This is a genomic window from Modestobacter italicus, assembly GCF_000306785.1.
Taxonomy (GTDB): Bacteria; Actinomycetota; Actinomycetes; order Mycobacteriales; family Geodermatophilaceae; genus Modestobacter; species Modestobacter italicus.
Map to the genome: position 1 here is coordinate 3226335 of NC_017955.1, position 23260 is coordinate 3249594.

Here is a 23260-nt window from a genome sequence, read left to right on the forward strand (position 1 = left end):
CTCAGCCGGCTCCACCGCGCCGGCCGGCGGACCGGGCGTAGGCGGCCGGCGTCGTGCCGAGCATCCGGCGGAAGTGCCGGGTCAGGTGCGGCTGGTCGACGAAACCGGCCGCGGCGGCCACCTCCGCGGCGGGCATCCCGGCCAGCAGCAGCCGGCGCGCGAGGTCGACCCGCCGGCCGGTCAGGTAGCGGTGCGGCGGCAGCCCGTGCCGGCGGGTGAAGGCGCGGACCACGGAGGTGGGGTGCACGTCGAAGAGCGCGGCGGCCCCCTCCAGCGACAGCCCCTCGGCCAGCCGGGCGTCCAGCAGGTCGCGCACCCGGTCGGCCAGCACGTCGTCCTGCACGTCCGGGGCCCCGACGGCGGCGCGGTCCAGGTGCTGCCGCAGCCGCTCCAGCACGAAGGCGAGCCGGCTCTCCGCCTCGAGCAGGTCGCCGCCGGGCGCGAGCGTGCGGTGCAGCGCGGACAACCGGTCGCGCAGCGCGGCGTCGTCGAAGGCCGGCTGGTCGACCGACCGGTCGACCCGGTCGATGCCCAGCGTGGCCGGCTCCAGGTACAGCACCCGCTTGCGGAAGCCGGCCGGCGAGGAGGACCGCCCGTCGTGCGGCACCCCGGGCGGCAGCAGGGTGACCAGGGCGCGGGTGGCACCGTGCGCGTGCCGGTCCAGGTCGTAGCGGACGGCGCCGTCGTCGACGAGCAGCAGCGTCCAGGCCTCGTGGGTGTGCGCGGGGTAGACGTGGTCGGTGAAGTGCGCGTGGAAGACCTCGGTCAGCCCGGGCACGTCCGGCCGCCAGGCGACCACCTCGCTCACGCCAGGAACGTACAAGACCCGCAGTGCCCGGGACCCCAGGCTGGGAGCATGGACACCCCCGCCGAGACGCCCCGCTGGGCCACCAAGATCGCCGTGCTGCTGCGCGAGGACCTCGCTCCCTGGCAGGCGCTCAACGTCACCTCGTTCCTGGTCAGCGGCATCACCGCGACCGGCCCCGAGCTGGTCGGCGAGCCGTACCAGGACGCCGACGGCACCGGGTACCTGCCGATGCTCCGCCAGCCGGTGCTGGTGCTGGCCGGGTCCGCGGAGCTGCTGACGACGGCCCGCACCCGCGCCCTGGACCGCGGCCTGACCCCCGCCGTGTTCACCGCGGAGCTGTTCGGCACCCCCGGCGACGTGCAGAACCGGGCGGCGGTGCGGGCGGTGGCCGGCACCGACCTGGACCTGGTCGGGCTCGCCGTCCACGGCCCGAAGAACGCCGTCGACAAGGTGGTCAAGGGCGCCCGCATGCACCCCTGACAGGTTTCGGCGCCGAAACCTCGTCAGGGTTCGGCGCCGAAACCTGGTCGGGGTTCGGTGCCGAAACCGGGGTCAGAGCTCGACGACGAGGTCGCCGTCCTCATCGCGGACGGCGAAGAGACGGACCGGGGCGGCGCCGCTGGTGGAGGCGCCGTCGGTCCAGCGGTAGGCGAACAGGTGCATCGGGCAGACCAGCACGTTCGCGTCGGTCTGCCCGTCGGCCAGCGGGCCGCCGGCGTGCGGGCAGCTGGCCTGGGTGGCGTGCAGCGACCCGTCGCGCAGCCGGAACACCGCCACCGGGACGTCGCCGGCGACGAACGCGCGGCCCTCGCCGGGCGGCACCTCCTCGACCCGGCCGACGACGAAGGCCCGGGTGGTCGTCTGCTGCACCACGCTCATCGGACCGGCACCTTCGGCAGGTCGACCAGCGGCAGCGCGGTGCGGAACTGGCCGGGGGTGGCCGGCTGCCGTCCGTCCTGACCCCACGGGTCGGTGTAGGCGTCGATCGAGCGCTGCATGCCCTCGTCGAGCTCGGCGAGGATGCCCTCGCTGTCCTCCAGCAGCACCTGCTTGATCTTCTCCAGGCCGACTCGAGGCACGAAGTCGTAGGTGCGCTCGAGCCAGTTGGCGTTCTCCCGGTAGTACTGCAGGAAACGGCCGGTCAGCTCGATCACCGCGGCCGGGGAGTCGACCGTGGCCAGCAGGTCGCCCTTGCGGATGGTGGCCCCGGCAGCGCCGCCGACGTAGACCTCCCACTTGCCGTTGCCGACCGCGACGACGCCGACGTCCTTGACGTAGGCCTCCGCGCAGTTGCGCGGGCACCCCACGACGGCGAGCTTCATCTTCGCCGGGCTCTCGATGCCCTGGAACCGGGTCTCCAGGTCGATGCCCAGCTGGGTGGAGTCGCCCAGGCCGAACCGGCAGAAGTCCGTGCCGACGCAGGTCTTCACGGTGCGGAAGCTCTTGCCGTAGGCGTACCCGGAGGGCATGCCCAGGTCGTCCCACATCGCCGGCAGGTCCTCCTTGCGGACGCCGAGCAGGTCGATCCGCTGGCCGCCGGTGATCTTGACCATCGGCACCTCGTACTTCTCCGCGACGTCGGCGATCCGGCGCAGCTGCGCGGGCGTGGTCACCCCGCCCTTGATCTGCGGGACGACGGAGAAGGTGCCGTCGCGCTGGATGTTGCCGTGCACCCGGTCGTTGATGAACTTGGCGTCGTTCTCCTGCACGTAGTCGGCGCCCCAGATCATCCGCAGCAGCGAGGTGAGGCCCATCTTCGACTTCGCGTCCTCGGCGCCACCGGGGGCGAGCGCGGCGAAGACGGCGGAGACGCTGAGCAGGCCCTGTTCGCGGATGGCGGCCATCAGCGCCGGCTTGGCCAGCGGGATGCCGGGCACGTACCAGGACTCGGTGGGGTCCTCGACGACGTCGCCGTCCGCGGCCCACTCGACGATCTGCTTGACCAGGCCCTTGCACGACCCGCAGCCCTTGCCGGCCCGGGTGCGGTCCATGACCCCGCCGACGGTGGTGCACCCGCCGGCCACGGTGTCGCAGATGGCCTGCTTGGACACGCCGTTGCAGTTGCACACCTGCGAGTCGCCGGGCAGCTCGGCGACACCGACCTCCGCCGCGCCGTCGGACAGGTCGACGAGCAGCTTGATCCGTTCCTGCGGCAGCGGCGTGCCCCGGTCGAAGGCCTGGGTGAGGAAGGCGACCTTGCGGGTGTCCCCGAGCAGGGTCGCGCCGATCAGCCGGTCGTCGCGGACGACGACGCTCAGGTGCACCCCGCGCCGGGGCTCGCTGATGACCAGGAACTCGTCGGTGTCCCGCTCGGGCCGGTTGACGCCCATGGTGGCCACGTCGACCCCGGCGACCTTGAGCTTGGTCGCCGTCCGGGAGCCGTGGTACTCGGCGTCCGGGTCGGTGCCGGTGAGCAGGTCGGCGAGCACCCGCGCCTGCTCCCACACCGGCGCGACCAGCCCGTAGACCTCGCCCCGGTGCTGCGCGCACTCCCCCACCGCGTAGACGTCGGGGTCGTCGGTGCGCAGCTGGTCGTCGACGACGACGCCGCGCTCGACCTCGATGCCGCTCATCAGCGCGACCTCGGTGACCGGCCGGATGCCGGCGGCGACGACCAGCATGTCGGCGTCGACGGCCCGGCCGTCGGCGAGGACGACGCCGCGCACCCGGTCGGGCCCGATCACCTCGGTGGTGCGGGTGGCCAGGTGGACGACGATGCCCAGCGCCTCGACCGACTGCCGGAGGATGGCGCCGCCGTCGGGGTCCAGCTGCTGGTTCATCAGGTGGGTGCCGGCGTGGACCACCTCGACCTGCAGCCCGTGGCCCTGCAGCGCGCGGGCCGCCTCCAGGCCGAGCAGCCCGCCGCCGACGACGACGGCCTTCTCGTGCTCGGCGGCCGCCGCGAGCATCGCCCGGGTGTCGTCGATGGTCCGGAACCCGAACACGCCCGGGAGGAGCTCCTCCTCGGCCCGGTACAGCCCGGTCATCGGCGGGATGAACGAGCGGCTGCCGGTGGCCAGCACCAGCTGGTCGTAGGGGGTGCTCGTCCCGTCCGAGGCGTGCACCACCTTGGCGTGGGTGTCGATCCGCTGGACCCGCACCCCGGCGCGCAGCTGCACGCCGTTGTCGGCGTACCAGTCGTGGCTGTTGAGGACGATGTCGTCCTCGTGCTCCTCGCCGGCCAGCACGTGGCTGAGCATGATCCGGTTGTAGTTGCCGTGCGGCTCCTCGCCGAAGACGGTGATCGCGAACTGCTCGCCGCCGCCGCGCTCGAGCACCTCCTCGACCACCCGGGCGCCGGCCATCCCGTTGCCCACCACGACCAGCCGCTGGCGGGTGTCGACGCCGTCCGCGTCGTCCATCGCGAAGTGCAGCGTGCTCACGCCCTCGGGGCGCCCGCCCAGGACCGCCGTCATCAGACCTCCACCAGCCCGAGGTCGACGACGAGCTCACCGGTGACGCCCACCGGGGCGGCGGCGTGCAGCTCGACGACCGTGCCGCCGTCGAGGTCCTCGACCACCCGCAGCGGCACGTGGCAGTCGCCCTTGGCGCCGATCGGGAACCAGCGCATCGGCTCGCCGTCCCGGACCAGCAGCAGGTAGACCAGCTCGTCGGTGGAGTTGCCGCCGCGGAAGTACAGCGCCTGCGCCGTCCGTCCCTCGGGGACCTGGTAGCGCAGCGCCGGGTCCAGCGGCCCGGGCTTGCCGAGCCCCTCGCCGGTGATCGGGTAGACGCCGTGCAGGAAGCGCGGGGTGCTCTTCACGCGGGTGGTCCTCCTCCGTGTCGGGGGGTGCGGTGCAGGGGCGGACGGTCGTTCGTGGGCGCGCGGCTGCGGTTGGGTGGCGGGCACGGGAGCCGCGATGCGCTCCTCGGGCCCGCCGACGCGGGAGACGGCGACCGCGCAGACCTTGAAGGCCGGCATCCGGCTCGTCGGGTCCAGCGCGGGGTCGGTGAGCGCGTTGGCGCTGGACCCGCCGCCCCAGTGGAACGGGGCGAAGACGACGTCCGGCCGGACCGCGTCGGTGACCAGGGCGTGGAACCGGGCCCGGCCGCGCCGGGTGGCCAGCTCGACGACGTCGTCCGGGCCGACGCCCAGGCTCCGGGCCAGGTCGGGGTGCAGCTCGGCGCGCGGGGTCGGGGCGATGAGCTGCAGGCTGCGGGAGCGCCGGGTCTGGGTGCCGGACTGGTACTGCGCCAGCACCCGCCCGGTGGTGAGCACGTAGGGGTACTCGGCGTCGGGCTGCTCGTGCGCGTCGACGTGCTCCACCCGCCAGAAGCGCGCCCGGCCGTCGGGGGTGGCGAACCGCTCGGTGAACAGCCGCGGCGTGCCCGGGTGGTCCGCCGAGGGGACCGGCCAGAACAGGCCCTGCTCGTCGTCCAGCCGCCGGTAGGTGATGCCCGAGTAGTCGGCGGTGCCCCCGGCGCTGGCCCGGCCGAGCTCGGTGAACACCGTCTCGGCGTCCCCGCTGAAGCCGGTGACCCCGAGCCGGCCGGCCAGCTCGGCGAGCAGCTGCAGGTCGTCGCGGACCCCGGTGGGCGGGTCCATCGCCTTGCGCCGGCGGATCACCCGGCCCTCGAGGTTGGTCATCGTGCCCTCCTCCTCCGCCCACATGGCGCTGGGCAGGACCACGTCGGCGAGCTCGGCGGTCTCGGAGAGGAAGAAGTCGCTGACGGCGAGGAAGTCGAGGTCGCGGAGGCGGCTGACCACCCGGCGGGCGTCGGGGGCGGAGACGGCGACGTTGCTGGCCAGCACCAGCAGCGTGCGGACGCCGCCCTCGGTGCCCAGGGCGTCGAGCAGCTCGAAGGCGCTGCGCCCGGGGCCGGGCAGGTCGTCGGGGTCGACGCCCCAGACGCCGGCGACGTGCGCGCGGGCGGCGGGGTCGGTGATCTTCCGGTAGCCGGGCAGCTGGTCGGCCTTCTGCCCGTGCTCCCGGCCGCCCTGCCCGTTGCCCTGCCCGGTGACGGTCGCCCAGCCGCTCCCCGCGCGGCCGGGCAGGCCCAGGGCGAGCGCCAGGTTGATCCAGGCCTGGGCGGTGTCGGTGCCGCTGCGGTGCTGCTCGGCGCCGCGGGCGGTGAGGACGATGGCGCGCCGGGCACGGGCCAGCGCGAGGACGATCCGGCGCTGCTGCTCGACCGGGACCCCGGTGAGCCGCTCCACCCGGTCCGGCCAGTACCCGGCGACCCCGGCCCGGACGTCGGCGAACCCGGTGGTGCGCTCGGCGACGTAGGCCTCGTCGACCAGGCCCTCGGCCAGCGCGATGTGCAGCAGCCCGTTGGCCAGCGCCAGGTCGGTGCCCGGCAGCGGCTGCACGTGCAGGCTCGCGTTCCGCGCGGTGCTCGTGCGCCGCGGGTCGATGACGACGTGCTCGGCACCGCGCTCCCGGCCGGCGTCGAAGTACTGCATCGCCGGCGGCATGGTGTCCGCGGGGTTGCTGCCCACCAGGACGACGACGTCGGCCTCGGCGATGTCGGCGAGCGGGAAGGGCATCCCGCGGTCGAGGCCGAAGGCCCGGATGGCCGCGCCGGCGGCCGAGGACATGCAGAACCGGCCGTTGTAGTCGATGGCGCTGGTGCGCAGCGCGACCCGGGCGAACTTGCCGAACTGGTAGGCCTGCTCGTTGGTCAGCCCGCCGCCGCCGAAGCAGCCGACCGCGTCCCGCCCGTGCTCGCGCTGGGTGCGGGTGATCGCGGCGACCACCCGGTCCAGGGCGACGTCCCAGGTGGACTCGACCAGCGGGCTGGTGCGGTCGGCGGGGTCGGCGCGGACCAGCGGCCGGGTCAGCCGCTCGGGGTGGTCGAGCAGCTCGGGGGCGGACCAGCCCTTGGAGCACAGGCCCCCGCGGTTGGTCGGGAAGTCGGCCGGCACGAGGGTGGCCGGGCGGTCGCCGGCGGTCATGGTCACGCCGCACTGCAGCGAGCAGTAGGGGCAGTGCGTCTCGGTGGTGCGCGTGCCGGTGCCGGGGTGGGGCAACGACACAGCGGCGGACACATCCCGAGGTTCCGGGGGCCCGGTTTCCCGGCGGCGGCGGTCACGTCAAGCTCGCGTTCCGTCGCCCTCACACCCGGGCGCCCCGCACGGTGCGGCCGCCCAGAGGGAGGTCCACGACGCTCGTGCTCTGCTGCCTGGTGGGCAGCAGAGCACGAGCCTCCGCGGGGTCCTGGCTCAGTCCCCGCGCTGGCGGCGCAGCGCTGCGGGGGCCTTGTGCGACCAGGCGTCGAGCAGCAGTTCCTCGAGCTGGCCGGGCTCGACGACGGCCAGCTGGACCCGGACGCCGGACAGCCGCTGACCCCACCACAGCAGCTCGATCCCGGGCTGGGCCGAGACGGCGCGCGCCAGGTCCTCGCCGACCATCACGTTGAGGACGCCGTCCTCCGGCACGGTGGCCAGCACCTTGCCCGCGCCGACCCGGAAGGACCGCCGGCCGTGGTGGTCGGCCTCGGTCACCCCGGGCAGCGCGAGCGCGAGCGCGGCGGCCTGGGCGGCGTCCACGTCAGTGCCGGGACGCCGCGGCGGCCCGACCGGTCCGTCCTCGACGGGCGGCGACCGGCCCGCGGCCGTGGGACGACCGGTTCGACGTCATGTGGCGGACCGTACGGCCCGGCTCAGCCGCAGGTCCAGGACGAGCCTCCCCCGGCCGAGCAGCTCGTGAGAGCTGTCGCCGGTGGCGCGGGTCGGCCAGGCTGTCGCCCATGGAGCAGGAGACGGAGCGACGGCTGGTCCAGGTGGCGACCGACGAGTTGCGGGTGCCCTTCTGGGTCGTCCTGGCCGGCGTCGGGGTGGGAGCGTTCTGGGCGCTGATGGGGGTGCTGGTGGGCACCCGGATCGCGCACCGGAGCTGACCGGCCGGTGCCGGCTCAGTAGACCGAGATCTCCACGAGGTTCTGGTCGGGGTCGCGGAGGTAGACGCTGCGCATCGGCCCGAGCGCGCCCTGCTTGGTCACCGGCCCGACCTCGATCGGCACGCCGACGGCGGCCAGGTGCTGCTGGACCTCCGCCAGCGGGGTCTCGGTGACCAGGCAGAAGTCGCCGGTGCCGGTGCCGGCGTGGGCTGCCCGCGGCTCGAACTCGGCGCCGCGGACGTGCAGGTTGATCTTCTGCCGGCTGAAGCGCAGCGCCGTCCGCCCCTCGCCGAAGGTCTCGGCGGTCATGCCGAGGACCTGCGTGTAGAACGCGACGGTCCGGTCGAGGTCGGCGACGGTCAGCACCAGGTGGTCGATCCGGTCGATGCGCACCCGTCCGTCCTACACCCTGGATCGGCTCACCGATCTGCCCGGCGCTCGCTGACCGCGGTCCGCCGGCGCGGGCCCGTGCCCTCCGCGTACCGCCACAGCCGGTGGCTGGTCAGCACGGCGACGAGGGCCAGCACGCTGATCACCGCCTGGCCGACCCGCCCTGGGGTGACCCCGGCCGCGGGGTCCAGCCCGTAGTTCGCCCAGCCGTTCGCGAGGGCGTCGGTGACGAGCACCGCCACCAGCAGCACGACCCCGGACCGTCGCCGACCGGCCAGCAGGACCGCGGCGAGCGGGTCGAGCACGGTCAGGGCGACGAAGTACCCCCGCAGCCACCCGGGCAGCTCCGGGTACGGGTCGAACCCGGAGCCGACCAGCTGGACGACGTGCACTCCGGTCCCGTACGCGAGGACGAGCACGGCCCCGCCCACCAGCGCCCGGACGTCGGCCGGGGCACCGGCCCAGCGGACCGGCGAGGCGTGCTCCACGGCTGACCTCAGTCCGTGCTGCGGCGCAGGCGCTTGGTCTCGCCACGCTCCTTCTTGGCCTTGATCCGCCGCTCCTGCGACCCCCGGGACGGCTTGGTCTTCCGCCGGGCCGCCGGCGGGGCCGCGACCGCGGCGCGCAGGACGGCGGCCATCCGCGCCCGGGCCGCCTCCCGGTTCCGGAGCTGCTGGCGGTGCTCGCTCGCCGCGATGGTCAGCACCCCGTCGACCAGCCGCGGACCCAGCCGTTCCGTCAGCCGCCGGCGCTGCACGTCGGTCAGCCCGGCCAGCTCCAGCGGCGACACCGAGAGCTCCACCCGCGAGTCGGCGGTGTTGACGCCCTGCCCGCCGGGGCCCGAGGAGCGGGAGAACCGCCACGTCAGCGCACCGGCCGGGACGACGAGGCGGTCGCTCACCGGCAGGTCGGCGTAGGCGTCGTCCCCGGGCACGCGGGTCAGTGTCCCGGACCGTCGCCGCGGGGACGACCGCAGGTGGGAACACCCCCTGACGCCGGTCCGGTCGTCCTACGGTGAGCATGCCGAGGCGCTCACCACCAGGAGGTGGTCCCGATGGCCGGTGAACTGAGGACCTCCGTCGACGTCGACGCCGGCCCCGAGCTCGTCTGGGAGGTGCTCACCGACGTGCCCGCCTACCCGCAGTGGGCCCCGGTGCTCACCGGCGCGGAGGGGACCTTCGCCGACGGGGGCCAGGTCTTCCTCAGCTTCCCGCCGTCCAACCCGCTGCTCCGGACGAGGGTGCGCGCCCGGGTCGTCGAGGTGATCCCGTACCGACGGCTGCGGTTCGGTCTGCGGCTGGCCCGGCTGGGCACGCCGGGCCTGCTGGACACCGACCACACCATGACCATCGTCGAGCGGGACGCAGGGGTGCGGCTCTGGCTGGAGATCCGGTTCCGCGGCCTGCTGCTGCCGGTGCTGACCCGGTCCCTCAACCGCAATCGGGCACCCGCCTTCGAGCCGGTGCCCGAGAACCTCAAGGCGCGGATCGAGCGGCTGCAGGCGACCCGGTCCGACTGAGCGGAGGCCGACCGGCCGAGCCGCAGTGCCACACTCGGCCGGTGCAGCAGCGCCGGCTCGTCTTCGTCCGCCACGCCCAGGCCGCCGCTGCACCCGTCGACGTCGACCGGCCGCTGACCCCGCACGGGCGCGAGCGCGCCGCCGCCCTCGGGAGCTGGCTCGCCGCGAGCGGCCTCGTCCCCGACCGGGTGCTCGTCTCCCCCGCCACCCGGGCGCGGGAGACCTGGGAGGGCGCCGGCGCCGGGCAGCGGCCCGTCGTCGACGAGCGGGTGTACGACAACACCGCCGAGGCACTGCTCGAGGCCGTCCGGGAGACCCCGGCGGACGTTGCGGTGCTCGCCGTCGTCGGCCACAACCCCTCGATCGGCGAGCTCACCGCCGCCCTGGACGACGGGGCCGGCGACCCGGCGGCCCGACGGGACGCTGCGGCCGGGTTCCCGACCGGCGGGGTGGTCGTGTTCGACCTCGACCGGCCGTTCGCCGAGCTCGCGCCCGGCACCGCCCGGCTGGTGGCGTTCGCCGTCCCGGGCAGCTGACCGGTCAGGCGGCGGGCTGCGAGATGTTGACCATCCAGGCCACGCCGAACGGGTCGACGCACATGCCGAACTCGTCGCCCCACACCTGCTTCTCCAGCGGCATGGTCACCGCGCCGCCCTCGGACAGCCCGGCGAAGTAGCCGCGCAGCTCGTCGCCGTCGTCGCCGCTGAGGCTGATCGACACGCTGCTGCCGACGCTGCGGTCCATGCCCGCCGGGGTGTCCGACGCCATCAGCGTGTAGCCGGCGGGCGTCTCGAGCTGGGCGTGCATGATCTTGTCGGCGTCCGGGCCCTCGGCGCCACCGGCCTCGCCGAACGTGCTGAGCGCGAGCTCCCCGCCGAACACACCGCGGTAGAACTCCATGGCCTGCCGGGCGGTGTCGGAGAAGCTCAGGTAGGGGTTGAGTCGAGAGGTCACGGCCGTCCTCCGGAGGTCGGGTGCGGGACGGCCAACCTAGCGAGGACCGCGCCCGAACGGGGCGTCCTCGTCACCGCTCGCGGCCGGCCGGCGGACGACGCCCTCGACCGGCGGACGGAGGGTCGCCCGGTCAGGTGAACGGGGCGTCCTCACCTCGCCGGTGGCATCACCGTGTGTGACGCTCGGCCGGTGACGCAGGACGCTCCCGGCCGACTCCACCTGGTGACCGGCAACCACGTCGACCGGCTCCCGGACGCGAGCCGGGACGAGGCCCGGGACGACGGGGCGGCGCTGGCCGACCTGCTCCGCCGCGCCGAGGCCCTGGACGCCCGCGCAGCCGCCGAGCACTCTCCCCGCCTGGCCGGTCCGCTGCTGGTCGGCGCGGCGCTGACCCTGGTGCTCGCGGCGCTCGCCCGCCAGTCGTGGCAGCTCCCCTCGCGGGGCCCGGGCGGCGTGGCCGACGTCCCGCAGTCGCTGCTCACCTTCCTGCTGCTGGCCGCCGCCGCGTGCGTCTGGGCCGCCGGCCGGGCGGTGCGGCCGGCGGAGACCCTCCCGTCGGCCGGCACTGCCCGGCTGTGGTGGGGGCTGGTGTCCGGCGCGGCCCTGGTCTCGGTCGCCGCGGCCCTGTCGCTGGCGTCCTACGCCGGGACCGGCGACCGGCCCGCCGACCTGGTGGTGCGCTGCGCCGTCCCGCTGGTGCCGGCCGTGCTCGCCGGCGTCCTGGCCGCCGACGCCGGCCGCGCCGCCCGGGTGCGCGCGGCGCTCGGCACCGGCCTGGTCACCGTGCCGCTGGGCGGGCTGGGGTGGGCGCTGCTGTCCTCGGACGGACGCTCGACCGCCGGGCTCGTCGACGTGCTCGGCATGACCGCGCTGGCCGCCGTCGCCCCGCTGCTGCTGGCGGTGGCCTTCGTCGCCGCCGACCGCCGCCGCCGCTGACCGGTCCCGCTGGTCAGCGCAGCGGCGGCAGGTCGACCACCTCACCGGCCGGCGTCACCAGCCGGTGCTCGTCGGCTGCCGGGCGGCCCAGCACCCGGTCGTGCAGCCGGTCGACGGTGAGGCCGTGCCACGAGGGCCCGAGGGCCGCGGTGGGCCGTAGCTCACGCCAGGCAGGTCAGCGGCGCGCCGCCGTTGTAGGTGACCATGTCGCGCAGCGCGGACATCGCGTCGATGGGCCCCCCGGCCGGCGTCCCGGCCAGCTCGGCCATGGCCCGGTGCAGGTTGCCGACGATCCGCTCGGGGTCGGTCCAGCCGGCGAACCGCCCCAGGTCGGTCTCCCGGGCCGCCTCGAGCGGCCCGACGCCCGCCGCGGCGGCCCGCTGGGCGACGTCCAGGACGAAGCGCAGGTAGCCGAGCACGTCCTCGATCACCTCCGGTCCGCAGACCGGCCCGTGCCCCGGGACGATCGTGCGGGCCCCGAGGGGGCGCACCACCTCCTCCAGCACCGTGATCGCACCGGCCACCGACCCGGACAGCAGGAACGGCGTGCCGCCGTTGAACAGCAGGTCGCCGGCGTAGAGCACCTCGGCGTCCGGCACCCAGACGACGACGTCGTTGGTGGTGTGCGCCGGCCCGCCGACGTGCCGCACCTCGCAGGGCCGGTCCCCGAGCCAGAGGGTCAGCCGGTCCGGGAAGGTCAGGAACGGCGGCGTGAAGGGGAGGACGCCGGCGTCGAACTCCGACCAGATGCCCGGCGGGTGGGCCGCACCCAGCGCGATCATCTCGGCGCGGGCGTTGTCCTGGGCCACGATCGTCGCCTTGGGAAGCAGCCCGTTGCCGGCCGTGTGGTCGGGGTGGTGGTGGGTGTTGAGCAGGGTGCGCACCGGCAGCGGGGTGACCCGGGCGAGCGCGTCGAGGTAGGTGCGGGTGCGCCGCTCGGTCGAGCAGGTGTCGATGCTGGTCACGCCGTCCGGGCCCACCAGGAAGCCGGTGTTGTTCACCATCCAGCTGCCGTCGGGCTGCACGTAGGCGAACAGCCCGTCGCCGACCTCCTGGACGCTCGGTGCGCCACCTCGCAGGACCGTCCCCTCGGTGACCGTGCTCATCGGCGCTGACCCTCCCGGCCTCGTCGTCCGCCCGCGGCGGCTGCCTCCCGGGAGGCTAGGCCGCCGCCCGGCGCCCCCGGGCAGGAGGGCAGCCGGTCGGCGGAGGATGGGCGCATGGCCACCCTCGCGACCGCGCTCGCCGCCGGACCCGTCGTCCTCGACGGCGGGCTGTCGACCGAGCTGGAGGCCGCCGGGCACGACGTCACCTCGGCGCTGTGGTCGGCCCGGCTGCTCCGGGACGACCCGGGCGCCGTGGTCGCCGCGCACGCCGCCTTCGCCGCGGCCGGCGCCCGGGTGGCCACGACGGCGAGCTACCAGGCCACCTTCCCGGGGTTCGCCGCCGTCGGCATCGACGAGACCGAGGCCGCCACGCTGATGACCCGCTCGGTGCAGCTGGCCCGGGAGGGCGCGCCCGACGGCTGGGTCGCCGCCTCGGTCGGCCCGTACGGTGCGTACCTCGCCGACGGGTCGGAGTACACCGGCGGCTACGTCAGCGACCTGGGCGTCGCCGACCTGCGGGCGTTCCACCGCCCCCGCCTGCAGGTGCTGGCCGAGGCCGGCGCCGACGTGCTGGCCTGCGAGACGCTGCCCGCCGCCGCCGAGGTGGAGGCGCTGCTGGGCGAGCTGGCCGGCCTCGACGTCCCGGCGTGGCTGTCACTGACCGCCGTGGTCGACGACGCCGGGGTCCCGCGGACCCGGCGCGGCGAGCGCCTCGCGGACGTCGCGGCGATGGCCCGCGACGTCGACGCGGTGATCGCCGTCGGCGTCAACTGCACCGACCCGGGTGCGGTGCCGGCCGCCGTCGCCGTCGCCACGACCGCCAGCGGGAAGCCGGGGGTGGCCTACCCGAACAGCGGCGAGCGGTGGGACGCGACCGCGCGCCGCTGGACAGGGCAGCCCGGGGTGGGTGACGTCTCGGGGTGGCTGGCCGCCGGCGCCCGGCTGGTCGGTGGGTGCTGCCGGGTCCGGCCGGACGACGTCCGCGCGATCGCGGACGCCGTCCGGTAGCGGTCCTCCCTCAGGAGGGCACGGGGTCCGCACCCCGCCGACCGCCCGGCCGGCAGCGCACCAGCCGGCGGGCCGTGAGCCAGCTGCCGCGCAGCGCGCCGTGCTGCTGCAACGCCTCGACCGCGTACGCGGAGCAGGTCGGGGTGAAGTGGCAGCACGGTGGGCGCCGCGGGCTCACCTCCCGCTGGTAGAGCCGGACCGCCGCGACCAGGCGGTCGGCGACCCGTCCGCCGGTGCTCTCCGCCCGGACCCGGCGCACCGTCGACGGCGCGACCAGCAGCATCTCCATCCCGCAGCCGAGCGCCTGGGCCAGGCAGCAGCCGGTGTTGAGGAACAGCAGGTCGCGCAGGCACGAGTCGTTCCGCCGGTAGCCGGGCCCGTACCCGCCGTAGCCGTAGCCCGGGGGCGGCCCGTAGCCGCGCCGGTAGCCGGGGCCGCCCCAGCCCCGCCGCCGCCGCGGGCCGCCACCGCCCGAGCCCCAGACGAAGACCACCGCTAGAGGATCGGGTTGCCGCCGGTGACGGCGACCCGGGCCCCGGATACGTAGCTGGCCTCGTCGCTGGCGAGGAGCACGTACACGGGAGCGAGCTCGGCCGGCTGGGCAGCTCGGCCCATCGGCACCTGCTGACCGAAGCTGGCCACCTTCTCCGGGGGCATCGTGGCGGGGATCAGCGGCGTCCAGACCGGGCCGGGGGCCACGCTGTTGGCGCGGATCCCCTTCTCGGCGTAGAGCTGGGCGAGGCTGGCGGTGAAGTTCGCGATCCCGGCCTTGGTCATCGCGTAGACGGCCAGCGTGGGGCTCGGCATGTCGGAGTTCACCGACGAGGAGTTGATGATCGACGAGCCCGGCTGCATGTGCGGCACCGCGTCCTTGCACAGGGTGAACATCGCGCCGAGGTTCAGCCCGACGGTGAGGTCGAACTCCTCGTCCGGGATCTCCTCCAGGGTGTCGTGGCTCATCTGGAACGCGGCGTTGTTGACCAGGACGTCGATGCCGCCGAGCTCCTCGAGCGCCCTGGGCACGATCGTCTTCGCGTGCGCCCGGTCCGACAGGTCACCGGCGACGAGCACGCACTTCCGGCCGGCCTCCTCGACGTACTTGGCGGTGTCCCGGGCGTCGTCGTGCTCGTCGAGGTAGGAGATGAGGACGTCGGCGCCCTCCCGGGCGAAGGCGATCGCGACGGCGCGGCCGATGCCGCTGTCGCCGCCGGTGATCACCGCCCGCTTGCCGGTGAGCTTCCCGGAGCCGCGGTAGCTCTCCTCGCCGTGGTCGGGCTTGGGGGTCATCTCACCGAGGACGCCCGGCGGGGTCTGCTGCTGCTCGGGCTGGGACTCGGGACGCGGTGACGACACGGTGGTTCCTCCTGCACGTCGGGCCGGCGGCACTCCTGCGCTCTGCTCACGCGGCCGGTGCGTCGAGGGCCCCGGCCCGGTGCTGCCTCGCCCAGCGCCTACCCGCTCCGGGAGCCGGGACACCTGCGTCGAGCTGCGGCCGGTCCGGGCCCGGACGGCCAGCGACCCGGGAGGTGTCGAGGGAGCGCGGCACTGCGCGCCTCGACACCTCCCGGGTCGCCGGGGGTCCTTCCTCAGGCCGCGCGTGTCCCGGCAGCCGCAGGGCTGCGGACGGCGAGCGGCGTCACGGTGCCGGGCCGCGTCCACCGCATCTCCAGCCGGCGGTGCCCGGCCTCGTCGACCACGGGCACCCAGCTGCACTGCGGGCAGTTCTGCACGCTCATCACTCCTCCATCTCTCGTTCACCTGCTGTTCACTTTGTGTCCAGGAATTCGCCACCTTACGCACCTGTGCGTGGATCGTGACCTCATCGAGACCGCGTGTCCCCCGGAGGAGTCGCCGCCGGGGGACGCCGGCCATCGGGCACCCTGGTGGGCACGATGACGCTCTCCCCCGCCGGCACCGACACGACCCCGGCCGACTCCCCCGCCACCGCGCTGCCCTCGCCGGACGTGTCGGCGCTGATCGCCGACCCCGACGACCTGTCGGAGCTGTTCGCCCTCGGCGACGACCCGGACGCGGTCTTCGCCCGCTTCGCCGAGTGGGCCGAGGCGGCCGGCACCCCGCTGTACCCGGCGCAGGAGGAGGCGCTCATCGAGCTGGTCAGCGGCGCCAACGTCGTGCTGGCCACCCCGACCGGCTCGGGCAAGTCGCTGGTGGCCACCGGCGCGCAGTACGCCGCGCTGGCGAGCGACCGGGTCAGCTTCTACACCGCGCCGATCAAGGCGCTGGTCAGCGAGAAGTTCTTCGCCCTCTGCGGGGTCTTCGGTGCGGCGAACGTCGGGATGCTGACCGGCGACGCCAGCGTCAACGCCGACGCGCCGATCATCGCCTGCACCGCCGAGGTGCTGGCCAACATCGCGCTGCGCGAGGGACCGGACGCCGACATCGGCCTCGTGGTCATGGACGAGTTCCACTTCTACGGCGACCCCGACCGCGGCTGGGCGTGGCAGGTGCCGCTGATCGAGCTGCCGAAGGCGCAGTTCCTGCTGATGAGCGCGACCCTCGGCGACGTCAGCACGCTGCGGGAGGACCTCACCCGGCGCACCGGGCGGCCCACCGCGCTCGTCGCCCACGCCGAGCGCCCGGTGCCGCTGCACCACTACTACGCGACCACCCCGATGCACGAGACGATCGACGAGCTGCTCTCCACCCGGCAGGCACCGGTCTACGTCGTCCACTTCACCCAGGCCTCGGCGCTGGAGCGGGCACAGGCGCTGATGAGCGTCAACGTCTCCACCAAGGAGGAGAAGCAGGCGATCGCCGACCAGATCGGCGGCTTCCGCTTCTCCTCCGCCTTCGGGACGACGCTGTCCCGGCTGGTCCGGCACGGCATCGGCGTGCACCACGCCGGGATGCTGCCCAAGTACCGGCGGCTGGTGGAGCAGCTGGCCCAGGCCGGGTTGCTCAAGGTCATCTGCGGCACCGACACCCTCGGGGTGGGCATCAACGTGCCGATCCGCACCGTCGTGTTCTCCGCGCTGAGCAAGTACGACGGCACCCGCACCCGGCTGCTCAACGCCCGGGAGTTCCACCAGATCGCCGGGCGGGCCGGTCGCGCGGGCTACGACACCGCCGGCACCGTCGTCGTCCAGGCGCCCGAGCACGAGGTGGAGAACCTCAAGCAGTTCGCCAAGGTCGCCGACGACCCGAAGAAGCGCCGCAAGCTGGTCCGGCGCAAGGCACCCGAGGGCATGGTGCCGTGGAGCGAGGCGACCCAGCAGCGGCTGATCGCCGCCGAGCCCGAGCCGCTGAGCAGCCACTTCCGGGTCTCCACCGGGATGGTCCTCAACGTGCTCGCCCGGCCCGGCGACCCGGTCGCGGCGATGCGGCACCTGCTCACCGACAACCACGAGCCGCGCAAGCGGCAGCTGCGGCACATCCGGGAGGCCATCGGCATCGCCCGCGGTCTGCTGCAGGCCGGCGTCATCGAGCGGCTCGCCACCCCCGAGCCCGACGGCCGCCGCTACCGGCTGACCGTCGACCTCCCGCCGGACTTCCAGCTCAACCAGCCGCTGTCCACCTTCGCGCTGGCCGCCATCGGCCTGCTGGACCAGGAGTCCGACACCTATGCGCTCGACGTGGTCAGCGTCATCGAGGCGACCCTGGACGACCCCCGGCAGGTCCTGGCCGCGCAGCTGAACAAGGCCAAGGGCGCCGCGGTGGCGCAGATGAAGGCCGAGGGCATCGAGTACGACGAGCGGATGGAGCTGCTGGAGGAGATCACCTACCCCAAGCCGCTCGAGGAACTGCTCGAGTACGCCTTCGAGACCTACCGCTCGTCCAACCCGTGGGTGGCCGACGCCCAGCTCTCCCCGAAGTCGGTGGTGCGGGACATGTGGGAGCAGGCGATGACCTTCCGCGAGCTGGTCAACACCTACCAGCTGACCCGCTCCGAGGGCGCGGTGCTGCGGTACCTGTCCGACGCGTTCAAGGCGCTGCGCTCCGGGGTGCCGGCCGACGCCCGCACCGAGGAGGTCACCGACCTCGTCGAGTGGCTCGGCGAGCTGGTCCGCCAGGTCGACTCCTCGCTGCTGGACGAGTGGGAGCAGCTGACCAGCCCCGACCAGCCGCTGGACGCCCCGGTGGCCGTGCCTGCCCGGCCGCGCCCGCTCACCGGCAACGAGCGCGCGTTCACCGCGATGGTGCGCAACGCGCTGTTCCGCCGGGTGGAGCTCATCGCGCTGCGCCGCTGGTACGACCTGGGCCAGCTCGACGCCGCCTCGGGCTGGGACGCCGACCGGTGGGGGGAGGTCGTGCAGGCCTACTTCGCCGAGCACGGTGAGCTCGGCACCGGTGCCGACGCCCGCGGCCCGGCGCTGCTCGTCGTCGACAAGAGCGAGCCGGGGCTCTGGCGGGTGCGGCAGATCCTGGACGACCCGGCCGGCGACCACGACTGGGGCTTCGACGTCGAGGTCGACCTGGCGGCCTCCGACGAGGAGGGCGTCGTGGTGCTGCGGCTGGTGGACGCCGGCCGCAAGGACTGAAGAGCACCCCCGGACGGGGGATGCAGAGCGGAACGGCTCGTGCCGAAACTGTCCTCGACGAGGGAGCCGCCCGACGGGGGCACGCACCCCGCACGAGACGGGCAGGGTGGATGGGCGACTTCCGCACGGCGCGGCCGGGTGGCGGGCCGGCTGCGCGATGGCCCTGGGCCGTGCTGCTCCCCCGACCGGCCGAACTGCTGCGCCGGCCCGCCGAGCCGGTGGAACGCGTCCGGTGGCTGTTCGCCCTCTCGGCGTTGTCCGCGCTGTTCCTGACCCCGGTCGGCATGCTGCTCGCCGGGGACCGCTGGACGATCGCCCTGGTCGCCGTCTCCTGCAGCGGGCTCGCCGCCTCGTGGGTGCACCGCTACCGCACCCGCGAGGTGCCGCTCGTCCTCGACCTCACCGACACGACGTGCCTGTTGCTGTTCGCCCTGTCCTGCACCCAGCCGGCCATCGCGTTCGGCGTGGTGGTCCCCGCCCTGTGGTTCCGCGGCGCCTACGGCAGCAACGGGCGGGTCGCCGGCTACGCGGCGGGCGCGTGCCTGGCGATCTCGCTGGCCGTACCGCTGTGGGGCGTCGTCCCCGGGCAGGCGCCCTGGACGTCGCCGGCTCCGGTGCTCGGCTCGCTGCCGGTCATCGCGATCAACGCGCTCGTCGCCCGATACCTCGCGCTGGGGCTCTTCCAGCGCGACGTGGACCACGAGCGCGACCGCGCCCTGGCGGCCTTCGCGAGCCGGCTGATCGGGGTGACCGACCGGCTCGCGGTGATGGCGGCGTCGTGGGTCACCGCAGAGGCGATCTGCCGGTCGACCCCCGGCCTGCGCCTGGCCGTCGTCTACGACGAGGGCGGTGACACCCTGCGCGTCTCCGGGACCGCCGGCGGGTGGCGCCGGCAGCCGAGCACGCTGCCGCGCACGCTGCTGCCGCCGGCATCGACCGGCCAGGAGGCGGCGGTCATCACGGCGCCGCCGGAGCTCGTGCTGGCCTCCGGCGTGGCCGGCCAGTGGGTGTGCCTGCCCCTCCCGGACACCGCCGGCGGCCACCTGCTGCTGGGTGCCACGCCGCGGGTGCCGCGCGAGGGCATTGTCGCGACCCGGTCGATGCTCGCCCAGGTCGCGCTGGCCCTGCGCACCTGCGACGCGCACGCCGAGCTCCGCACCCAGGCCCGCACCGACGGGCTCACCGGCCTGGCCAACCGGCCCGCCTTCACCGCTGCGCTGGTGCAGGCGCTGGCCACGCCGGACACCGAGTCGTGGCTGCTGTTCCTCGACCTGGACGACTTCAAGGTCGTCAACGACCAGCTGGGGCACCTCGCCGGCGACCGGCTGCTGGCCCACCTCGGCGGCCAGCTCCGCTCGGTGCTGCGGAGCGGTGACCTGTGCGCCCGGCTGGGTGGCGACGAGTTCGCGGTGCTGCTGCGCGACGCCGGCGAGGCCGACGCCCGGGCGATCGGCCGTCGGCTGGTGCAGCTGATCTCCACGCCGGTGCAGCTGGCGGAGGGGCTGGCCCGGATCGGCGCCAGCATCGGGGTCACCCCGGTGCCGGCCGGCCACGCGGAGAGCCTCGTCGTCCACCAGGCCGACGTCGCCATGTACGCCGCGAAGGCAGCCGGCAAGAACCGGGTGCAGTTCTTCTCCCCCGCCCTGCTGCAGCTCGACGACCGGGCGGCCGCCGAGGCCGAGCTGCGGGCGGCCGTGGCCGACGGTCAGCTGGTGCTCGCCTACCAGCCGGTGGTGTCGGCGGTCGACGGCCGCTGCACCGCCGTGGAGGCGCTGGTGCGCTGGCACCACCCGGTCCGCGGCCTGCTCGGTCCCGACGAGTTCCTGGGCCTGGCCGAGGAGACCGGCGCCGTGCTCGAGCTCGGGGAGTGGGTGCTCCGGTCGGCCTGCGCCGACGCGGCCGGCTGGGACGACGGGTCGACGCCGGTCGCCCTGCACGTCAACGCCTCACCCGTGCAGCTGGCCCATCCGCAGTTCGTCGACCTGGTCCGGGCCGCGCTGGCCGGCACCGGCCTGGCCGCGGACCGGCTGGTCGTCGAGGTCACCGAGACCACGGTGCTGGACTCCCCCGCGGTGTCGGCGACGCTGGACGAGCTGGTCGGACTCGGGGTCGGGGTCGCGCTGGACGACTTCGGCACCGGCTACTCGGCGCTGACCACCCTGCGCAGCCTGCCGATCGGCATCGTGAAGATCGACAAGTCCTTCGTGGCCGGTGCGCTCACCCGGACCGCGGACGCCGCCGTGGTCGAGGCGATCGTGCAGATGGCCGGCCGGCTGGGGCTGGCCACGGTCGCCGAGGGCGTGGAGTCCGCCGAGCAGGAGGCCTTCCTCCGGATGGCCGGGATCACCGCCCTGCAGGGGTTCCGGTACCTGCGACCCGCCCCGGTCGCGGAGTTCGGCCGCTGGCTGGCGGGCAACCGGCGGCCGGCGTCCGACGGCGAGCTCACCCCGGCCTGAGGCGCGGGTTCGTCCGCGTCCAGCCGCGCTCGTCCCGGCGGGCGCCCTGGGCCGCCCGGCACCGCCGGCACACCTCCGCGACCTCCTCCGCGTGCCGCCCCGACTCGGGCTGCACGTCGGCCCAGGTCACGTGCGGGAACCGGGACAACTGCGACCGGCTCAGCGACAGCCCGCAGACCGTCTCGTTGTGCCCGGGCACCCAGGCGTGCACCTCACCGGCGGGGTAGCCGATGCCGTCGTCGGGGTCCACCCACCGGTCCGCGGCCGCCACCGCCGCGCTGCGTGCTGACATGGGTGCTCCCCTACCCGCTGGACCCCCGCGGTGTGCGCGCTCACAGGGACCCGCTGTGGCACCCTCGCGGCGATGCGGGCATGACGGCGGTGGAGATGGTCGCGGTCGCGCTGGCCGGGCTGGCGGCCGGCTCGATCAACGCCGTCGTCGGCTCGGGCACCCTGGTCACCTTCCCGGTGCTGCTGGCGGTGGGCCTGCCCCCGGTCACCGCCACGGTCTCCAACTCGCTGGGCCTGGTGCCGGGCAACCTCACCGGCGCCATCGGCTACCGCCGCGAGCTCACCGGGCAGCGCCGGCTGCTGCTGCGGCTCTTCCCCGCCTCGGTGCTCGGGGCGCTGACCGGCGCGTTCCTGCTGCTGCACCTGCCCGCCTCGGCGTTCGAGACGATCGTCCCGGGACTGGTCGCGCTCGCCGTCGTCCTGGTCGCGGTCCAGCCGGTGCTGCAGCGCCGGCTGGCGGCCCGCCGGGCCCGCGCCGGGACCGACCCCGACCCGCACGTCGGCGGCGGCCGGCTGGCCGCGCTGGTCGCCGGCGCGTACGCGACCGGCACCTACGGCGGGTACTTCGCCGCCAGCCAGGGCGTGCTGCAGATCGGCATCTTCGGCCTGCTGCTGCGCGAGCCGCTGCAGCGGCTCAACGCCATCAAGAACGTGCTGACCCTCGGCGTCAACGCCGTGGCCGCGCTGACCTACGTCGTCGTGGCCACCGACCGGGTCGACTGGCGCGCCGCCGGGCTGGTGGCCGGCGGGTCGCTGGTCGGCGGGTACGTCGGGTCCACCCTCGGCCGGCGGCTGCCGGCACCGGTGCTGCGGACGGCGATCGTGCTGCTGGGCCTGGTCGCCATCGCCGTGCTGCTGACCCGGTGAGCGCCCTGGAGTTCGCGCTGCTGGTGCTCGCCGGGGTCGCCGCGGGGCTGGTGGGCAGCGTCGCCGGTCTCGCCTCGCTGTTCAGCTACCCCGCGCTGCTGGCCACCGGCATCCCGCCGCTGACGGCCAACGTCACCAACACCGTCGCCCTGGCGTTCTCCAGCATCGGGTCGGTGAGCGCCTCCCGCCCCGAGCTGGCCGGGCAGCGGCGGCGGCTGGTGCCGCTGTGCGCGGTCGCGCTGCTGGGCGGGGTCACCGGCGCGGTGCTGCTGCTGCTCACCCCGTCGGCCGCCTTCGAGAAGCTCGTCCCGTTCCTCATCGCCGGGGCGTCGGCGGCGATCCTGGTGCAGCGCCCACCCCGTGAGCTGGCGGCGGAGGGGGCCCGGCACCCGCAGCGCGACTCGCGGTGGCTGGTCGTCGGGGCGTTCGGCGTCTCCGTCTACGGCGGGTACTTCGGCGCGGCCGCCGGCGTCCTGATGCTGGCGATGCTGCTGCTGGTCACCGGCGAGGGGGTGCCGCGCAGCAACGCCGTGAAGAACGTGGTGCTGGGCGTGGCCAACTCGGTCGCGGCGCTGGGCTACGCGTTCTTCGCCGACGTCGACTGGCTGGCGGCCCTGCCGCTGGCGCTCGGCTTCCTGGTCGGCGGCTCGCTCGGCCCCGGCGTGGTGCGCCGGGTGCCGCAGACCCTGCTGCGCCGGCTGATCGCCGTCGCCGGGCTCGGGCTCGCCGTCCACCTCGGGCTGGACGCCTTCGGCTGATCATCTACGGTGGTGCCCGGGCCCCAGGACGGCAGGCTGACCGGTGCGCCGACGGCGCACGGACGACAGGAGACACATGTCCGCGGCAGGGCAGGCGGCACAGCGGTTCGCACGGGCGCTCGAGCAGCTGCCCCCGCCGGAGCTGCGCGGGCCGGAGATGCTCGCCGTCCGGTTGTCCCGGGCGTGCGTCGCGGCGCTGCCGGTCGACGGCGCCGGGATGAGCATCCACGACATGAAGGGCCTGCGGACGCCGATCGGGGCCAGCGACCCGGTCGCCTCCCAGGCCGAGCGGCTGCAGTTCACCCACGGCGAGGGCCCCTGCCTGCGGGCGCACGACGACGGCGTGGCGATCGCCTTCGACGACGCCGCGATCGCCCGCAACTGGCCGGACCTGTACACCGCCCTGGTCGGCGACACGCCCTTCCACGCGGTGCTGTCGGTGCCCCTGCTCCCCCCGCTCGGGCCGCTGGTGGTGCTCGACCTCTACGTCCGCGACCCCGAGCAGCTGCCGGCCACCGACCGGGACGACGTCGAGGAGGTGACCATCGCGCTGACCCGGGCGATGGTCGCCGCGGCCCTGGGCGCGCCGAAGGAGGAGGGCCGCCCCGGCTGGTGGGACGGCCCGGACGCGCTGCAGCGGGCCCGGGTGTGGCAGGCCACCGGGATGGTCAACGTCGCCCTGGGGCTGGACACCGAGGACGCCCTGGCCGCGCTGAAGGCCTACGCCTTCGCCAGCGACCGGGTGGTCGACGACGTCGCCGACGACGTGCTCGCCGGCCGCATCTCGCTGTCCGAGCTCAGCCCGTCGGAGAGCTGACTCCTTCTCAA

At 75.0% G+C, this 23260-nt stretch carries 25 protein-coding genes; 11 read left to right on the forward strand and 14 right to left on the reverse strand.

Annotated features, from left to right (window positions below; genetic code table 11):
- Position 1: 1 nt before the first annotated feature.
- The gene (locus tag MODMU_RS15420) at positions 2 to 808 is read right to left on the reverse strand and encodes an AraC family transcriptional regulator (protein WP_014741235.1); all 807 of its coding nucleotides are present in this window, start codon (positions 806 to 808) and stop codon (positions 2 to 4) included.
- A gap of 48 nt (positions 809 to 856) precedes the next feature.
- Here MODMU_RS15420 and MODMU_RS15425 point away from each other — a divergent pair, with 48 nt between their 5' ends.
- Positions 857 to 1288, forward strand: a complete 432-nt coding sequence (locus MODMU_RS15425) for a DUF2000 domain-containing protein (protein ID WP_014741236.1) — start codon at positions 857 to 859, stop codon at positions 1286 to 1288.
- A 72-nt stretch (positions 1289 to 1360) separates the two neighbouring features.
- Here the strand turns inward: MODMU_RS15425 and MODMU_RS15430 are convergent, their stop codons facing one another.
- The 4 genes from MODMU_RS15430 to MODMU_RS15445 form a co-directional block, all read right to left on the reverse strand.
- Positions 1361 to 1687 (reverse strand): Rieske (2Fe-2S) protein, encoded by a 327-nt coding sequence (locus tag MODMU_RS15430; RefSeq protein ID WP_051144003.1) that lies wholly within the window; start codon positions 1685 to 1687, stop codon positions 1361 to 1363.
- The gene (gene nirB / locus MODMU_RS15435; RefSeq protein WP_014741237.1) at positions 1684 to 4224 is read right to left on the reverse strand and encodes a nitrite reductase large subunit NirB; all 2541 of its coding nucleotides are present in this window, start codon (positions 4222 to 4224) and stop codon (positions 1684 to 1686) included. The genes MODMU_RS15430 and nirB overlap by 4 nt, the downstream gene beginning before the upstream one ends.
- Entirely contained in the window at positions 4224 to 6797 is a 2574-nt protein-coding gene (locus MODMU_RS15440; RefSeq protein ID WP_166503510.1) for a molybdopterin oxidoreductase family protein, read from the reverse strand. Before MODMU_RS15440 ends, nirB begins: the two co-directional genes overlap by 1 nt.
- A 174-nt stretch (positions 6798 to 6971) precedes the next feature.
- Positions 6972 to 7298 (reverse strand): MmcQ/YjbR family DNA-binding protein, encoded by a 327-nt coding sequence (locus tag MODMU_RS15445; protein ID WP_014741239.1) that lies wholly within the window; start codon positions 7296 to 7298, stop codon positions 6972 to 6974.
- Positions 7299 to 7498: 200 nt separating this feature from the next.
- Here MODMU_RS15445 and MODMU_RS28570 point away from each other — a divergent pair, with 200 nt between their 5' ends.
- A complete protein-coding gene (locus MODMU_RS28570) occupies positions 7499 to 7648 on the forward strand; it encodes a hypothetical protein (RefSeq protein WP_014741240.1) in 150 nt (49 codons plus the stop codon).
- A gap of 15 nt (positions 7649 to 7663) precedes the next feature.
- Here MODMU_RS28570 and MODMU_RS15450 read toward each other — a convergent pair whose 3' ends face one another.
- From MODMU_RS15450 to arfB, 3 genes are read right to left on the reverse strand one after another with little or no spacing between them, the layout of a single operon-like run.
- Complete coding sequence (locus MODMU_RS15450; protein WP_014741241.1) at positions 7664 to 8041, reverse strand: VOC family protein; 378 nt, start codon at positions 8039 to 8041, stop codon at positions 7664 to 7666.
- A 26-nt stretch (positions 8042 to 8067) separates the two neighbouring features.
- On the reverse strand, positions 8068 to 8526 hold the full coding sequence (locus MODMU_RS27135; RefSeq protein ID WP_014741242.1) for a hypothetical protein: 459 nt from the start codon (positions 8524 to 8526) through the stop codon (positions 8068 to 8070).
- Positions 8527 to 8534: 8 nt separating this feature from the next.
- Complete coding sequence (gene arfB, locus MODMU_RS15460) at positions 8535 to 8972, reverse strand: alternative ribosome rescue aminoacyl-tRNA hydrolase ArfB (protein ID WP_014741243.1); 438 nt, start codon at positions 8970 to 8972, stop codon at positions 8535 to 8537.
- Between the two features lie 120 nt (positions 8973 to 9092).
- On the opposite strand from arfB, the gene MODMU_RS27140 reads away from it, so the two are divergent.
- Complete coding sequence (locus MODMU_RS27140; protein ID WP_014741244.1) at positions 9093 to 9557, forward strand: SRPBCC domain-containing protein; 465 nt, start codon at positions 9093 to 9095, stop codon at positions 9555 to 9557.
- A 41-nt stretch (positions 9558 to 9598) separates the two neighbouring features.
- Positions 9599 to 10093, forward strand: coding sequence for a SixA phosphatase family protein (locus MODMU_RS15470; RefSeq protein WP_014741245.1), 495 nt, complete (start codon positions 9599 to 9601; stop codon positions 10091 to 10093).
- A gap of 4 nt (positions 10094 to 10097) precedes the next feature.
- Here the strand turns inward: MODMU_RS15470 and MODMU_RS15475 are convergent, their stop codons facing one another.
- Complete coding sequence (locus MODMU_RS15475) at positions 10098 to 10511, reverse strand: VOC family protein (RefSeq protein ID WP_014741246.1); 414 nt, start codon at positions 10509 to 10511, stop codon at positions 10098 to 10100.
- Positions 10512 to 10700: 189 nt separating this feature from the next.
- On the opposite strand from MODMU_RS15475, the gene MODMU_RS15480 reads away from it, so the two are divergent.
- A complete protein-coding gene (locus MODMU_RS15480; protein WP_014741247.1) occupies positions 10701 to 11447 on the forward strand; it encodes a hypothetical protein in 747 nt (248 codons plus the stop codon).
- 161 nt (positions 11448 to 11608) lie between these two features.
- Here MODMU_RS15480 and MODMU_RS15485 read toward each other — a convergent pair whose 3' ends face one another.
- Positions 11609 to 12553 (reverse strand): MBL fold metallo-hydrolase, encoded by a 945-nt coding sequence (locus tag MODMU_RS15485; protein ID WP_014741248.1) that lies wholly within the window; start codon positions 12551 to 12553, stop codon positions 11609 to 11611.
- Positions 12554 to 12667: 114 nt separating this feature from the next.
- Here MODMU_RS15485 and mmuM point away from each other — a divergent pair, with 114 nt between their 5' ends.
- The gene (gene mmuM / locus MODMU_RS15490) at positions 12668 to 13561 is read left to right on the forward strand and encodes a homocysteine S-methyltransferase (RefSeq protein WP_014741249.1); all 894 of its coding nucleotides are present in this window, start codon (positions 12668 to 12670) and stop codon (positions 13559 to 13561) included.
- 10 nt (positions 13562 to 13571) lie between these two features.
- Here the strand turns inward: mmuM and yidD are convergent, their stop codons facing one another.
- From yidD to MODMU_RS28575, 3 genes are all read right to left on the reverse strand, one after another.
- The gene (gene yidD / locus MODMU_RS29590; RefSeq protein WP_014741250.1) at positions 13572 to 14054 is read right to left on the reverse strand and encodes a membrane protein insertion efficiency factor YidD; all 483 of its coding nucleotides are present in this window, start codon (positions 14052 to 14054) and stop codon (positions 13572 to 13574) included.
- Between the two features lie 2 nt (positions 14055 to 14056).
- A complete protein-coding gene (locus tag MODMU_RS15500) occupies positions 14057 to 14914 on the reverse strand; it encodes an SDR family oxidoreductase (protein ID WP_014741251.1) in 858 nt (285 codons plus the stop codon).
- Between the two features lie 233 nt (positions 14915 to 15147).
- Positions 15148 to 15297, reverse strand: coding sequence for a hypothetical protein (locus tag MODMU_RS28575; RefSeq protein ID WP_166503511.1), 150 nt, complete (start codon positions 15295 to 15297; stop codon positions 15148 to 15150).
- A gap of 156 nt (positions 15298 to 15453) precedes the next feature.
- On the opposite strand from MODMU_RS28575, the gene MODMU_RS15505 reads away from it, so the two are divergent.
- A complete protein-coding gene (locus MODMU_RS15505) occupies positions 15454 to 18060 on the forward strand; it encodes a DEAD/DEAH box helicase (RefSeq protein ID WP_014741252.1) in 2607 nt (868 codons plus the stop codon).
- A gap of 110 nt (positions 18061 to 18170) precedes the next feature.
- Positions 18171 to 20516 (forward strand): putative bifunctional diguanylate cyclase/phosphodiesterase, encoded by a 2346-nt coding sequence (locus MODMU_RS27145; protein WP_014741253.1) that lies wholly within the window; start codon positions 18171 to 18173, stop codon positions 20514 to 20516.
- Here MODMU_RS27145 and MODMU_RS15515 read toward each other — a convergent pair.
- Positions 20503 to 20808, reverse strand: coding sequence for a hypothetical protein (locus tag MODMU_RS15515; protein ID WP_014741254.1), 306 nt, complete (start codon positions 20806 to 20808; stop codon positions 20503 to 20505). The genes MODMU_RS27145 and MODMU_RS15515 overlap by 14 nt on opposite strands.
- A gap of 80 nt (positions 20809 to 20888) precedes the next feature.
- Here MODMU_RS15515 and MODMU_RS15520 point away from each other — a divergent pair, with 80 nt between their 5' ends.
- From MODMU_RS15520 to MODMU_RS15530, 3 genes are all read left to right on the forward strand, one after another.
- Positions 20889 to 21674, forward strand: coding sequence for a sulfite exporter TauE/SafE family protein (locus MODMU_RS15520; protein WP_014741255.1), 786 nt, complete (start codon positions 20889 to 20891; stop codon positions 21672 to 21674).
- Positions 21671 to 22432, forward strand: coding sequence for a sulfite exporter TauE/SafE family protein (locus tag MODMU_RS15525; RefSeq protein WP_014741256.1), 762 nt, complete (start codon positions 21671 to 21673; stop codon positions 22430 to 22432). The genes MODMU_RS15520 and MODMU_RS15525 overlap by 4 nt, the downstream gene beginning before the upstream one ends.
- A gap of 76 nt (positions 22433 to 22508) precedes the next feature.
- On the forward strand, positions 22509 to 23249 hold the full coding sequence (locus tag MODMU_RS15530) for a hypothetical protein (RefSeq protein WP_014741257.1): 741 nt from the start codon (positions 22509 to 22511) through the stop codon (positions 23247 to 23249).
- The last annotated feature ends 11 nt before the right edge of the window (positions 23250 to 23260 follow it).